Source organism: Pseudomonas sp. yb_5, from assembly GCF_043103865.1.
Lineage (GTDB): Bacteria > Pseudomonadota > Gammaproteobacteria > Pseudomonadales > Pseudomonadaceae > Aquipseudomonas > Aquipseudomonas putida_Y.
Window position 1 is genome coordinate 16,539 of record NZ_JBICKE010000003.1, and the last position, 12,926, is coordinate 29,464.

11 protein-coding genes are annotated in these 12,926 nt (G+C 60.6%); 1 reads left to right on the top strand and 10 read right to left on the bottom strand.

What is annotated here, in order from left to right; genetic code table 11:
* Positions 1 to 3 precede the first annotated feature (3 nt).
* The 9 genes from ACF8GF_RS00415 to flhA all read right to left on the bottom strand — a co-directional run bounded on the left by ACF8GF_RS00415 (position 4) and on the right by flhA (position 10,563).
* Positions 4 to 744 carry a flagellar motor protein gene (locus tag ACF8GF_RS00415; protein WP_003254399.1) on the bottom strand — a complete coding sequence of 247 codons (741 nt, stop codon included), beginning with the start codon at positions 742 to 744 and terminating at the stop codon, positions 4 to 6.
* Positions 744 to 1,856, bottom strand: coding sequence for a chemotaxis response regulator protein-glutamate methylesterase (locus tag ACF8GF_RS00420; protein WP_021785198.1), 1,113 nt, complete (start codon positions 1,854 to 1,856; stop codon positions 744 to 746). Before ACF8GF_RS00420 ends, ACF8GF_RS00415 begins: the two co-directional genes overlap by 1 nt.
* 45 nt (positions 1,857 to 1,901) lie before the next feature.
* Entirely contained in the window at positions 1,902 to 4,145 is a 2,244-nt protein-coding gene (locus tag ACF8GF_RS00425; protein WP_392461852.1) for a chemotaxis protein CheA, read from the bottom strand.
* Between the two features lie 12 nt (positions 4,146 to 4,157).
* The gene (locus tag ACF8GF_RS00430; protein ID WP_176685414.1) at positions 4,158 to 4,946 is read right to left on the bottom strand and encodes a protein phosphatase CheZ; all 789 of its coding nucleotides are present in this window, start codon (positions 4,944 to 4,946) and stop codon (positions 4,158 to 4,160) included.
* A gap of 22 nt (positions 4,947 to 4,968) precedes the next feature.
* On the bottom strand, positions 4,969 to 5,343 hold the full coding sequence (locus ACF8GF_RS00435; protein WP_010955070.1) for a chemotaxis response regulator CheY: 375 nt from the start codon (positions 5,341 to 5,343) through the stop codon (positions 4,969 to 4,971).
* 107 nt (positions 5,344 to 5,450) lie between these two features.
* Entirely contained in the window at positions 5,451 to 6,191 is a 741-nt protein-coding gene (gene fliA / locus ACF8GF_RS00440) for an RNA polymerase sigma factor FliA (protein WP_003254406.1), read from the bottom strand.
* Positions 6,188 to 7,021 (bottom strand): flagellar synthesis regulator FleN, encoded by an 834-nt coding sequence (gene fleN / locus ACF8GF_RS00445; protein ID WP_021785193.1) that lies wholly within the window; start codon positions 7,019 to 7,021, stop codon positions 6,188 to 6,190. Before fleN ends, fliA begins: the two co-directional genes overlap by 4 nt.
* A gap of 93 nt (positions 7,022 to 7,114) precedes the next feature.
* Complete coding sequence (gene flhF / locus ACF8GF_RS00450; protein ID WP_392461854.1) at positions 7,115 to 8,422, bottom strand: flagellar biosynthesis protein FlhF; 1,308 nt, start codon at positions 8,420 to 8,422, stop codon at positions 7,115 to 7,117.
* A gap of 11 nt (positions 8,423 to 8,433) precedes the next feature.
* On the bottom strand, positions 8,434 to 10,563 hold the full coding sequence (gene flhA, locus ACF8GF_RS00455) for a flagellar biosynthesis protein FlhA (protein ID WP_176685412.1): 2,130 nt from the start codon (positions 10,561 to 10,563) through the stop codon (positions 8,434 to 8,436).
* A 414-nt stretch (positions 10,564 to 10,977) separates the two neighbouring features.
* On the opposite strand from flhA, the gene ACF8GF_RS00460 reads away from it, so the two are divergent.
* Positions 10,978 to 11,673 (top strand): GntR family transcriptional regulator, encoded by a 696-nt coding sequence (locus ACF8GF_RS00460; RefSeq protein WP_392487890.1) that lies wholly within the window; start codon positions 10,978 to 10,980, stop codon positions 11,671 to 11,673.
* Here ACF8GF_RS00460 and ACF8GF_RS00465 read toward each other — a convergent pair.
* A complete protein-coding gene (locus ACF8GF_RS00465; protein ID WP_128573665.1) occupies positions 11,668 to 12,726 on the bottom strand; it encodes a D-alanine--D-alanine ligase family protein in 1,059 nt (352 codons plus the stop codon). The two genes, ACF8GF_RS00460 and ACF8GF_RS00465, sit on opposite strands and share 6 nt — an antisense overlap.
* Positions 12,727 to 12,926 lie beyond the last annotated feature (200 nt).

The window sequence follows — 12,926 nt, forward strand, 5'->3', positions numbered from 1 at the left end:
GGGTTACTCCATGAAGCCTTGCAGCTTCAGCTCGATCGAGCGCGGGTTTTCACCTTCGGCAATCGACAGCAGGCCTTCGAGCAGCATTTCGCGGTAGCGCGACTGACGCATGACGATGGCCTTGAGCTTGCTGGCGACCGGCAATAGCACAAGGTTGGCACTGGCCACACCGTAAATGGTGGCGACAAAGGCCACGGCAATGCCATTGCCCAGTTGCGACGGGTCGGCCAGATTGCCCATCACGTGGATAAGGCCCATGACCGCACCGATGATGCCGATGGTTGGCGCATAGCCGCCCATGCTTTCGAATACCTTGGCTGCCTGAATGTCACGGCCTTCCTGGGTAAGGAAGTCGACCTCGAGGATGCTGCGGATGGCTTCCGGTTCTGCGCCGTCCACCAGCAGTTGCAGGCCCTTGCGCGCATACGGGTCGGGTTCGCTGTCCGCTACCCCTTCCAGGCCGAGCAGGCCTTCTTTGCGAGCGGTCAGGCTCCAGTTCACCACGCGGTCGATGCCGCCCGCCAGGTCGACCCGTGGAGGAAACAGGATCCAACGCAAAATCTGCAAGGCACGCTTGAACGACGACAGCGGCGACTGCAACAGCGCCGCCGCCAGAGTGCCACCCAGTACAATCAGAGCCGCCGGGCCATTGACCAGAGCACCGACATGACCACCTTCAAGGAAGTTGCCACCGACGATGGCAACGAAAGCCAGGATCAAACCGATCAGGCTGAGGACGTCCATCAGACGCACGCCTCCACCAGGTGCTTGCCGATTTCGTCCAGGCTGTACACGGCATCAGCCAAATTGGCCTTGACGATGGCCATGGGCATGCCATAAATCACGCAGCTGGCTTCATCCTGGGCCCACACTGTGCTGCCCCCCTGCTTGAGCAGGCGCGCGCCTTCGCGGCCATCGGCGCCCATGCCGGTGAGCACTACCGACAACACCTTGTCACCATACGACTTGGCCGCCGAACCGAAGGTGATGTCCACGCAGGGTTTGTAGTTCAGACGCTCGTCGCCGGGCAGGATCTTCACCGTACCACGGCCATCGATCATCATCTGCTTGCCACCGGGGGCCAGCAGGGCCAGGCCCGGGCGCAGCATGTCGCCGTCTTCGGCTTCCTTGACGCTGATGCGGCACAGCTTGTCCAGGCGTTCGGCAAACGCTTTGGTGAAGGCCGCCGGCATGTGCTGGATCAGCACGATCGGCGCCGGGAAATTGGCTGGCAATTGGGTCAGTACCCGCTGCAACGCCACTGGCCCCCCCGTGGAGGTACCGATGGCCACCAGTTTATAGGGCTTGCGCTTGGGTGCCGGCGACTGCGAGGCCGCCGCTGTCGGGGCCGCTGCACGGGCAGGCGCAGCCGGGCGCGCCTGCGCCTGGCTGGTGAAGGTGCTGGCCGGCGCTGGCGCGGCGACCGGCGCCGTTCGCGCATAGCTGCCTATCCGGCGGTTGCTGCGCGAAATGGTGTGCACCTTCTCGCACAGCAGTTGCTTGACCTTGTCAGGGTTGCGCGAGATGTCCTCGAAATTTTTCGGCAGGTAGTCCACTGCGCCGGCATCCAGCGCGTCGAGGGTGACCCGGGCGCCTTCGTGGGTCAGCGACGAGAACATCAACACGGGCGTCGGGCAGCGCTGCATGATGTGCCGCACTGCGGTAATGCCATCCATCATGGGCATTTCGTAGTCCATGGTGATGACATCGGGCTTGAGCGCCAGCGCCTGGTCGATTGCTTCCTTGCCGTTGGTCGCGGTTCCCACTACCTGGATCGTTGGATCCGCCGAGAGGATTTCCGAGACACGGCGGCGGAAGAAACCAGAATCATCCACCACCAGGACCTTGACTGCCATAAACACTCCATTAGGCGGCGCAACCCGCAGGGCGCGCCACCGAAATCAAATACGCCGCGCGGCGTAACGCTTGAGCATGCTCGGAACGTCGAGAATCAACGCGATGCGACCGTCGCCAGTGATGGTGGCCCCGGACATGCCCGGGGTGCCCTGCAGCATCTTGCCCAGCGGCTTGATGACCACTTCTTCCTGGCCAACCAGTTGGTCGACGACAAAGCCGATGCGCTGAGTGCCGACCGACAGAATCACCACGTGGCCCTCGTGCTGCTCTTCGTGCACCTGCCCCTGGACCAGCCAGCGTTTGAGGTAGAACAGCGGCAGCGCCTTGTCGCGCACGATCACCACTTCCTGGCCGTCGACCACGTTGGTGCGCGACAGGTCGAGGTGGAAGATCTCGTTGACGTTGACCAGCGGGAAGGCAAACGCCTGATTGCCCAGCATCACCATCAGGGTGGGCATGATCGCCAGGGTCAGCGGCACCTTGATGACGATCTTGGAGCCCTGGCCCTTGGCCGAGAAAATGTTGATCGAGCCGTTGAGCTGGGAGATCTTGGTTTTCACCACGTCCATGCCCACGCCACGCCCGGACACATCGGAAATCTCGGTCTTGGTCGAGAAGCCCGGGGCGAAGATCAGGTTGTAGCAGTCCGACTCGCTCAGGCGCTCCGCGGCGTCCTTGTCCATCAGGCCCTTTTCCACGGCCTTGGCACGCAGGATGTTCGGGTCCATGCCCTTGCCGTCGTCCGAGATCGACAGCAGGATGTGGTCACCTTCCTGTTCGGCCGATAGCACTACGCGGCCGGTACGCGCCTTGCCAGAAGCTTCACGCTCGGCGGGCATCTCGATACCGTGGTCGACAGCATTGCGCACCAAGTGCACCAGCGGGTCGGCCAAGGCTTCTACGAGGTTCTTGTCAAGGTCGGTCTCTTCGCCGACCAGCTCCAGGTTGATCTCTTTCTTCAGCTGGCGCGCCAGGTCGCGCACCAGGCGCGGGAAGCGGCCGAAGACTTTCTTGATCGGCTGCATGCGGGTTTTCATCACCGCAGTCTGCAGGTCGGCGGTGACCACGTCGAGGTTGGACACGGCCTTGGACATGGCCTCATCGCCGCTGTTCAGGCCCAGGCGCACCAGGCGGTTACGCACCAGCACCAGCTCGCCGACCATGTTCATGATCTCGTCCAGGCGCGCGGTATCGACGCGCACCGTGGTTTCTGCTTCGCTGGCGGCATGCTTTTCGGCGGCCGGGGCTGGCGCGCGAGGCGCCGCGGCAGGTTTGCTGGCCGGCGAAGGCGCTGGCGCGGCGGCTGGCTTGGCCATCGGCTGGCTTTCGGCCTTGGCGGCAGCCGGCGCTTGCGCCTGGGCAGCAGCCGGGGCTTCTACAGCGGCAACATCGCCACCGAACTTGCCCTTGCCGTGCAACTGGTCCAACAGGGCTTCGAATTCGTGCTCGCTGATTTCATCGCTGGCTGCGCTGCTGTCTGGCACGGCAGGTGCTGGTGTCTGGGCGGCTGGCAAGGCATCGACCTGGAAGGTGCCCTTGCCATGCAGTTGGTCGAGCAGCGATTCGAATTCGGCGTCGGTGATCTCATCACTGGTCGCTTCGCTGCTGACGGCAACCGGCGGCGCCGCAACCTCGACACTGAACTGGCCCTTGCCGTGCAACTGGTCCAGCAGCGACTCGAACTCGGCGTCGGTGATTTCATCACCAGCGCCACTGACAGTCTCGCCCTGCATCTGCTCGTCGGCCGCTGCTTGCGCCTTGACCGCATCGAGCGAATCGAGCAACTGCTCGAACTCGCTGTCAGTGATGTCCTGATGCTGCTCTTCGGCCTCGGCCGGAGCCGCAACCGCCACGTCGGCAACCGGGGCCGGCGGCGGCGCTGCAACAGCTTCGGCTGCGCCAGGTTCGGCCAGGCGCGCCAATGCTGCCAGCAGCTCGGGGGTGGCCGGCGTCACTTCAGCACGCTCGCGCACCTGGCCAAACATGCTGTTGACCGTATCCAGTGCCTCGAGCACCACATCCATCAGTTCCGCATCGACCCGGCGCTCACCTTTGCGCAGGACGTCGAACACGTTCTCGGCGATATGGCAGCACTCCACCAGCTCGTTCAGCTGAAGGAAGCCGGCGCCCCCTTTTACAGTGTGGAAACCGCGAAAGATCGCATTGAGCAGGTCGGCATCGTCAGGCCGGCTTTCCAGCTCGACCAGTTGCTCGGACAATTGCTCAAGAATTTCGCCGGCTTCTACCAGGAAATCCTGGAGGATTTCTTCATCGGCGCCGAAGCTCATCAAACGTGCTCCTTAAAAACCAAGGCTGGACAGCAGATCATCGACATCGTCCTGACCGGACACGACGTCTTCACGCTTATCGGCATGAATCTGCGGACCTTCACCCCGAGTCGGATGTTTTTCTCGATCTTTTTCTGCACGCAATTGATCGTGATCATGGTTTATACCGGCAAAGCGGTCGACCTGGCTGGCCATCAGCACCAGCTTGAGCAGGTTGCTTTCCACCTCGGTCACCAGTGTGGTGACGCGCTTGATCACCTGGCCGGTCAGGTCCTGATAGTCCTGGGCCAGCAAAATGTCATTGAGGTGCCCGGAAACCTTGCGGTTACCCTCAGCGCTATGCGTCAGGAAACTGTCGACTCGCTTGACCAGATCACGAAATTCCGGCGCAGCCACTTCGCGGCGCATGAAGCGCTGCCAGTCGGTGCTCAGGGCCTTGGCCTCGCTGGCCAGCTCATTGAGCACTGGTGTGCTTTCCTCGACCAGGTCCATGGTGCGGTTGGCCGCGCCTTCGGTGAGCTTGACCACGTAAGACAGGCGCTCGGTGGCGTCGGTGATCTGCGACACCTCTTCTGCCTGCGGCATGGTGGGGTCGATCTGGAAACTGACGATGGCGCTGTGCAACTCGCGAGTCAGCTTGCCGACTTCCTGATACAGGCCGCGGTCGCGGGTCTGGTTCAACTCGTGAATCAGTTGCACCGCCTCGCCGAAACGGCCCCGCTCCAGGCTTTCGACCAACTCCTGGGCATGCTTCTTCAGGGTCGATTCGAACTCGCCCAAAGACGTTTGTGATGAATCCATGACGCGCCCCCCGTAACGTGACTCAGCCGTTGACGCGTTCGAAGATCTTCTCGATCTTCTCTTTGAGCACCTGAGCGGTGAACGGCTTGACCACATAACCATTGACGCCGGCCTGGGCCGCTTCAATGATCTGGTCGCGCTTGGCTTCAGCGGTCACCATCAACACCGGCATGCTTTTCAGCTTGTCGCTGGCACGCACTTTACGCAGCAGGTCGATGCCGGACATGCCCGGCATGTTCCAGTCGGTCACCAGGAAGTCGTAGTGACCGTTTTCCAGCATTGGCAACGCCGTGGTGCCGTCATCGGCTTCATCGGTGTTGGTGAAACCCAGGTCACGCAACAGGTTCTTGATGATCCGCCGCATCGTCGAAAAGTCGTCAACGATGAGGATTTTCATGTTCTTGTCCAATTAGACCTCCAAGCAGTCTCAAACGCGCTCGGCCTACCGAGCACGCACTCATTCAATTCGGTACAACGTGGAAAACGACTGCAACGACAGCGGGCTCAACGCGCCCGCCATTCCCCCAGGCGGCTGCGCAGGCGCGCGGCACACTGGCTGTGCAACTGGCTGACCCGCGACTCGCTGACCCCCAGCACCTCACCGATCTCCTTGAGGTTCAGCTCTTCGTCGTAGTACAGCGCCAGCACCAGACGCTCACGCTCCGGCAGGTTGGCGATAGCCTCGGTCAGGGCAGCCTGGAAGCGCTCCTCCTCCAGCCCGCGCGCAGGTTCGACCTGGCCACTGGCGCCATCCTCATGCAGCCCTTCGTGCTCGCCATCCTGCAACAGGTCGTCGAAGCTGAACAGGCGGCTGCCCAGGGTATCGTTCAAGATCCCGTAGTAATCATCGAGACTCAATTGGAGTTCGGCAGCAACTTCATGATCTTTAGCGTCACGGCCTGTTCTGGCTTCAACTGCACGCATGGCATCACTGACCATACGAGTGTTGCGGTGCACCGAACGCGGTGCCCAGTCACCTTTGCGCACTTCGTCCAGCATGGCGCCGCGGATGCGGATACCCGCGTAAGTCTCAAAGCTGGCGCCCTTGCTGGCGTCGTATTTGTTGGCCACTTCCAGCAGGCCGATCATGCCGGCCTGGATCAGGTCCTCGACCTGTACGTTGGCCGGCAAGCGGGCCAACAGGTGGTAGGCGATGCGCTTGACCAGCGGGGCATAGCGTTCGATCAGCTCGTACTGGGCATCCTTCGCCGCCCGGCTGTACATCTTGAAACCGCTGGCGTTCATAGTACGGGTCCCGCGCTGGTGGGTTGCACCAAGCGCTCGACGAAGAACTCCAGATGACCGCGCGGGTTGGCCGGCAGCGGCCAGCTGTCGACCTTCTGCGCAATCGCCTTGAAGGCCAGTGCACACTTGGAGCGGGGGAAGGCTTCGTAGACGGCACGCTGCTTCTGCACCGCCTTGCGCACGCATTCGTCGTAAGGCACGGCACCCACGTACTGCAGGGCAACGTCAAGGAAGCGATCGGTGACCTTGGTCAGCTTGGCAAACAGGTTACGCCCTTCCTGCGGGCTCTGCGCCATGTTGGCCAAGACACGGAAACGGTTCATGCCGTAGTCGCGGTTGAGCAGCTTGATCAACGCGTAGGCATCGGTAATCGAGGTAGGTTCATCACACACCACCAACAGCACTTCCTGGGCGGCACGAACGAAGCTGACCACCGAGTCACCAATACCCGCAGCAGTATCGATCACCAACACATCGAGGTTGTCACCGATTTCGCTGAACGCCTGGATCAGCCCGGCGTGCTGGGCCGGGGCCAGGTGCACCATGCTCTGGGTGCCCGAGGCTGCCGGCACGATGCGCACACCACCAGGGCCCTGCAGCATCACGTCACGCAGCTCGCAACGCCCCTCGATGACATCGGCGAGGGTACGTTTGGGGGCAAGGCCCAGCAACACGTCGACATTGGCCAGGCCCAGGTCGGCGTCCAGCAACATGACCCTGCGGCCAAGCTCGGCCAGCGCCAGGGACAAGTTCACTGAAACGTTAGTCTTGCCGACGCCACCTTTGCCACCGGTCACGGCGATCACCTGTACGGGATGCATGCTACCCATGTCTGTTCTTTACCTTGTCTCGCTGGGACTCAGGCCACACGTAGGGCAATTCTGCGTGCCCCTTGGCATAGCGACTTTGCACACGCTTCATGGTCAACCCGCTCGCCGTGGGTTGTGATAGAGATCAGCGAACATGTCGGCCATGGCCTCTTCGCTGGGCTCGTCCTGCTGCTGCACATTCACGGCCCGCGTGACCAACTGGTGGCCCCGCGGCAGGTGCAGGTCGTCAGGAATGCGTGGGCCATCGGTAAGATAGGCCACTGGCAGTTCATGACTGATGGCAAGGCTCAACACATCGCCAAGGCTTGCCGTTTCATCGAGCTTGGTCAGGATGCAACCGGCCAGGCCACAGCGCTTGTAGCTGTGGTAGGCGGCGGTCAGCACCTGCTTCTGGCTGGTGGTGGCCAGCACCAGGTAGTTCTTCGCGGCAATGCCACGCCCGGCCAGGGTTTCCAGTTGCATGCGCAGCGCAGGGTCGCTGGCCTGCAGGCCGGCAGTATCGATCAGCACCACGCGCTTGCGCAGCAGCGGCTCCAGCGCTGCTGCCAGCGACTGGCCCGGGTCGACGTAAGTCACCGGCACGTTGAGGATGCGGCCCAGGGTCTTGAGCTGCTCCTGGGCGCCAATACGGAAGCTGTCCATGCTCACCAGCGCCAGGTTCTGCGCGCCGTACTTGAGCACGTAGCGCGCGGCCAGCTTGGCCAGGGTGGTGGTCTTGCCCATGCCCGCCGGGCCCACCACGGCGATCACGCCGCCCTCTTCGATCGGCTCGACTTCAGGTATTTCGATCATCCGCGCCAAGTGAGCCAGCAGCATGCGCCAGGCCTGGCGCGGCTCTTCGATCTCGGCGGTCAGGTCCAGCAACTCGCGGGCAATCGGCCCCGACAGGCCGATGCGCTGCAGGCGGCGCCAAAGGTTGGCCTGCTGCGGCTTGCTGCCCTGCAGCTGATTCCAGGCCAGTGAACCGAGTTGCACTTCCAGCAACTCGCGCAGGCCCGACAGTTCGGAACGCATGGCATCGAACAGGCGCGGATCAACCGGTGCAGCAACCGGTGCGGCGGCTGCCTCAGGGATATCGACGTGCGGCTCGACCAACGGTTCGGCAGCGGTCAAAGATTGCCCGGCGAACAATTGGCGGTTGTTGTCGCTGCTGTCCTGACGCTGGTCCAGCTCGGCCTGGGCACTGGCAATGCGCGTATGGGTCTTGCGCAGCTCTTGTTCCAGCTCGGCGTTGGGCACACGCGGGGCCAGGGCGGACAGCTTGTAGTCCAGCGCGGCCGTCAGTTCGACACCACCGGCAATGCGGCGGTTGCCAATGATCGCGGCATCGGCGCCCAGCTCGTCACGGACCAGCTTCATGGCCTGACGCATATCGGCGGCGAAAAATCGCTTAACTTGCATTATCCCCTACCTCAGCCGTTAGGGCCCACGGTGGCAACGATGGTGACTTGCTTGTTGTCAGGTATTTCCTGATACGCCAGAACATGCAAATTCGGTACAGCCAGGCGACCGAAACGCGACAACATGGCGCGGATCGGGCCGGCGACCAGCAGAATGGCCGGCTGACCCTGCATTTCCTGGCGCTGGGCCGCCTCGATCAGCGAACGTTGCAGTTTCTCGGCCATGCTTGGCTCCAGAAGAACACCGTCTTCCTGACCCTGCCCAGCCCTTTGCAGACTATTCAGCAAAATCTGTTCCAACCTTGGCTCCAGGGTAATCACTGGCAGCTCCGACTCAACGCCGACAATGCTTTGCACGATGGCGCGACACAATCCGACGCGCACCGCCGCCACCAGCGCGGCGGTATCTTGACTCTTGCCGGCATTGTTCGCGATGGCCTCGGCAATACTGCGAATATCGCGCACTGGCACCTGTTCAGACAACAGTGCTTGCAGCACCTTGAGCAGCCCCGACAAGGAAATGACACCCGGCACCAGCTCTTCTGCAAGTTTAGGCGATGCCTTGGCAAGTACTTGCAGCAGTTGCTGAACCTCTTCGTGGCCGATCAGTTCGTGGCAATGTTTCTGCAGGATCTGGTTGAGGTGGGTGGCCACCACGGTGCTTGCATCGACCACGGTGTAGCCCAGCGACTGCGCCTGCGAGCGCTGGCCAACGTCGATCCACACCGCCTCCAGGCCAAACGCCGGGTCGCGCGCGGCAATACCATTGAGGGTGCCGAACACCTGCCCCGGGTTGATCGCCAGCTCGCGGTCCGGATAGATCTCCGCCTCGGCCAGAATCACCCCCATCAGGGTCAGGCGATAGGCGCTGGGTTGCAGGTCGAGGTTGTCACGAATGTGCACGGTGGGCATCAGGAAACCCAGGTCCTGCGACAGCTTCTTGCGCACGCCCTTGATCCGCGCCAGCAACTGGCCACCCTGGTTGCGGTCGACCAGCGGGATCAGCCGATAGCCGACTTCCAGGCCGATCATGTCGATGGGGGTGACGTCGTCCCAACCCAGCTCCTTGGTTTCCAGCGCGCGCTGTGGCGAGGGCAGCAGGTCCTGCTGGCGCTGCGCCTCTTCCAGGGCTTTGACCTTGACCTGCTGCTGTTTCTTCCACACCAGGTAGGCGCCGCCACCGGCCAACAGGCCGAGGCTGAGGAACGCCACGTGCGGCATGCCCGGCACCAGCCCCATGACGATCATCAACGCGCCAGACACCGCCAGGGCCTTGGGCGAATCGAACATCTGCCGATTGATCAGCTTGCCCATGTCCTCGGAGCCCGACGCGCGGGTCACCATGATCGCGGCGGCAGTGGACAACAGCAGTGATGGCAACTGCGCCACCAAACCGTCACCGATGGTCAGCAAGGCGTACACCTTGCCGGCCTCCGTGAAACTCATGCCGTGCTGCATCATGCCGATCAATATGCCGCCGATCAGGTTGATGAAGAGGATCAGCAAGCCAGCGATGGCATCACCGCGCACGAACTTGCTGGCACCGTCCATCGAACCGTAGAACTCGGCCTCCTGCGCCACCTCGGCACGGCGGTGCTTGGCCTGGGCTTGGTCGATCAGGCCGGCATTGAGGTCGGCGTCGATGGCCATCTGCTTGCCGGGCATGGCGTCGAGGGTGAAACGCGCACTCACTTCCGAGATACGCCCGGCACCCTTGGTCACCACCACGAAGTTGATGATCATGAGGATGGCGAACACGACGGCACCGACCACGTAGTTACCACCGATCACCACCTCACCGAAGGCCTGGATCACTTTACCGGCAGCGCCGTGGCCCTCCTGGCCATGCAGCATCACCACACGGGTGGACGCCACGTTCAGGGCCAGGCGCAACAACGTGGCCACCAGCAGGATGGTGGGGAACGCGGCAAAGTCGAGCGGGCGCAGGGCGTATACACAGACCAGCAGCACCACGATCGACAGGGCGATGTTGAAGGTGAAGAACACGTCGAGCAGGAACGGCGGTATCGGCAACATCATCATTGCCAACATCACCAGCAGCAACAGCGGCACACCCAGGTTGCCCCGGCCGAGCCCGGCCAGGTTGTTACGGGCGTTGCTGATTAACTGAGTGCGATCCACCGCGAGTCCTCTTGATGCAAAACTTTGACGCCCAGGGGGCGCCTGCGGCTGGCATTGCAAGAAGCTTTCCAACTTTGGCAGACACCCACACGAAAAGATGAACCGGGCGAGCACCACCGCGTTGACGGGTGGCTCATGAGCAAGCAATCACCAAGAAAAACGAGACCTCCCGCCCAATCGCCTCTACGGCAATGGCCCAAGGCTTCAGCTCTTGGAAAGCCACAGAGAGGGTGGCGCCACGACAAAAAAAATCTGAGCGACTTGATCATGCAAAAGCTCACGGTTTCTATGCGGATGTAGAGAGCCAATGACAACTCAAAGGCATGAACATCATGCCAACTGCTCGATGGTAGCTCTAGTGAGTCTGTGATACCTTCGCCAGCGCTTTTGACTACATCGCTAGACCCGGAGAACATGGTGGCGAACTCTCTCGATAGCTTTATCGTTCCTGACAAACATCGCCATAAAACCGCGATGGATTATGTGGTCGAGTCGCTACGCGAAGGCATACTTTCTGGCGCAATAGCCGAAGGTACGGCTTTGCGCCAAGAAGAGCTAGCCTCGAAATTCGGTTTGAGTCGTATGCCGGTAAGGGACGCCATAAGGCAGTTGGAGGCCGAAGGGCTTGTTACCTACGAAGTCCATAAGGGGGCCTCTGTAGCGATCATGACGATTGAAGACATTGTCGAGATCTATGATATGCGGATCATGGCAGAATGCACCGCCTTGGACTTTGGCTTTGACAACATCGTAGAAAATGATCTGGCGCAGATGTACGAACTCATATCTGCCATGGAGCATGCCACCGACCCGCACCACCTTAGCGAGCTCAATGAAAAGTTTCATCACTTTCTTTATTCAAAAGCAAAGCGCCCCAGATTACTTGCATTGATTAAGTCCCTTCATGACTCGGTGGATCGCCATCTTCGTTTTTTGTTGACAAATCTCGACTATCACAAGAAATCGCAACAGGATCATAAAAGCATTTTGAGCGCTTGCGCCAAGGGTGATCGCGAAGCCGCCAAGCAATTTTTAGCCGAGCACCTTGCCGAGGGACGAGATGCAATCGTTACGTTTCTTGAGAAGCGGCGTCGGCAGGACGTGTCATAAACGTTCTTTAGATGCTGATGAGAGCCCATATTCGACTAGCGCTCCTACCAACTTCGGCGGAGGGTAACCGGAGCACTCAAACATCTTCGGGTACATACTGGCACTCGTAAATCCGGGTAAGGTATTGATCTCATTGAGAATAATTTCACCCTCTTCTGTCAAGAAAAAATCCACCCTGGCGTACCCCTTCAGTTCAAGGCATCTAAACGCCTGGACAGATAAAGCCTGGATGCGCGCGACAATGTCAGGTGGCAACAAGCTTGGCACACGAAGACCTGTCACACTGTTGGAATCGTATTTCGCCTGATAATCGTAATAGGCGTGCCCTTCCTTTTTGATTATTTCACCCACCACCGAGGCCATCAAACCCTCCTCAAGTTCGAGCACACCACACTCTATCTCTCTTCCACAGACAGCAGCCTCCACCAGCACCTTTGTGTCTTCTCGTGCTGCAATAGCAAATGCCGCAGCATATTCCAAGGCGTTGGAGACCCTAGACACACCAATCGATGAGCCCGAAGTAGCGGGCTTTACGAAGAGCGTGCTGCTCCCCAGGCACTCAACCAGTTCCTCCCAAGGACGCATGGAGTTCATGGCCAGCCAAGGCCCCACAACAAGCCCGGCAGACTGGACCATTCTCTTTGTGACATCTTTATCCATGGCCATTGCCGAACCTAGCACCCCGGAGCCCACACACGGCAAACCGCACATCGCTGCCAATCCTTGAATTGTTCCATCCTCCCCCCACCGACCATGCAGTGCCGGGAAAAGCAAATCGATCCCAATCTCCACCGTGCCGCTCTCTTGAGTTGTGTATGAGAGCGAGCGATGGCCTGGACGAATTGAAATCAACGGAGCCGACCGATCAACCGCACCAGGGAACTGGCACGGCTCTCCTTGATACCTCCAGTTGCCCTCACGATCTATCCCTACACAGTGCACCCTGTGACCGAGAGCCATCAGCGCCGCGTGGATTGTAGCGGCGGAGCGTAGCGCCACTGAATGCTCTGAGCTCCGCCCCCCAAAAACCAGTGCGATCACATTTTGTTTCATTTCGACAGGCCTCAGTCAGGAGATTTTGGCTACTGTATCCAATATCCAAAAAAAATAACAACGGCATTTGCCTACCCGCGAATACGGTAGCGGCGGCGACGGTGAACGGTGGGTGGAAATTGGCCAGCAGGGCCGGCCTCTTCGCGGGTAAACCCGCTCCTACGACGACCTGTGCCCAACCACCGACCTGTGTCCACCAC

Bases quoted from the DNA above. Each gene is read 5' to 3' on its own strand.
- flhF (WP_392461854.1), bottom strand. From the start codon at position 8,422: ATGCAAGTTAAGCGATTTTTCGCCGCCGATATGCGTCAGGCCATGAAG.
- ACF8GF_RS00465 (WP_128573665.1), bottom strand. From the start codon at position 12,726: ATGAAACAAAATGTGATCGCACTGGTTTTTGGGGGGCGGAGCTCAGAG.
- fliA (WP_003254406.1), bottom strand. From the start codon at position 6,191: ATGAACGCCAGCGGTTTCAAGATGTACAGCCGGGCGGCGAAGGATGCC.
- ACF8GF_RS00435 (WP_010955070.1), bottom strand. From the start codon at position 5,343: ATGAAAATCCTCATCGTTGACGACTTTTCGACGATGCGGCGGATCATC.
- fleN (WP_021785193.1), bottom strand. From the start codon at position 7,021: ATGGGTAGCATGCATCCCGTACAGGTGATCGCCGTGACCGGTGGCAAA.
- ACF8GF_RS00430 (WP_176685414.1), bottom strand. From the start codon at position 4,946: ATGGATTCATCACAAACGTCTTTGGGCGAGTTCGAATCGACCCTGAAG.
- ACF8GF_RS00415 (WP_003254399.1), bottom strand. From the start codon at position 744: ATGGACGTCCTCAGCCTGATCGGTTTGATCCTGGCTTTCGTTGCCATC.
- ACF8GF_RS00425 (WP_392461852.1), bottom strand. From the start codon at position 4,145: ATGAGCTTCGGCGCCGATGAAGAAATCCTCCAGGATTTCCTGGTAGAA.
- ACF8GF_RS00420 (WP_021785198.1), bottom strand. From the start codon at position 1,856: ATGGCAGTCAAGGTCCTGGTGGTGGATGATTCTGGTTTCTTCCGCCGC.
- ACF8GF_RS00460 (WP_392487890.1), top strand. From the start codon at position 10,978: ATGGTGGCGAACTCTCTCGATAGCTTTATCGTTCCTGACAAACATCGC.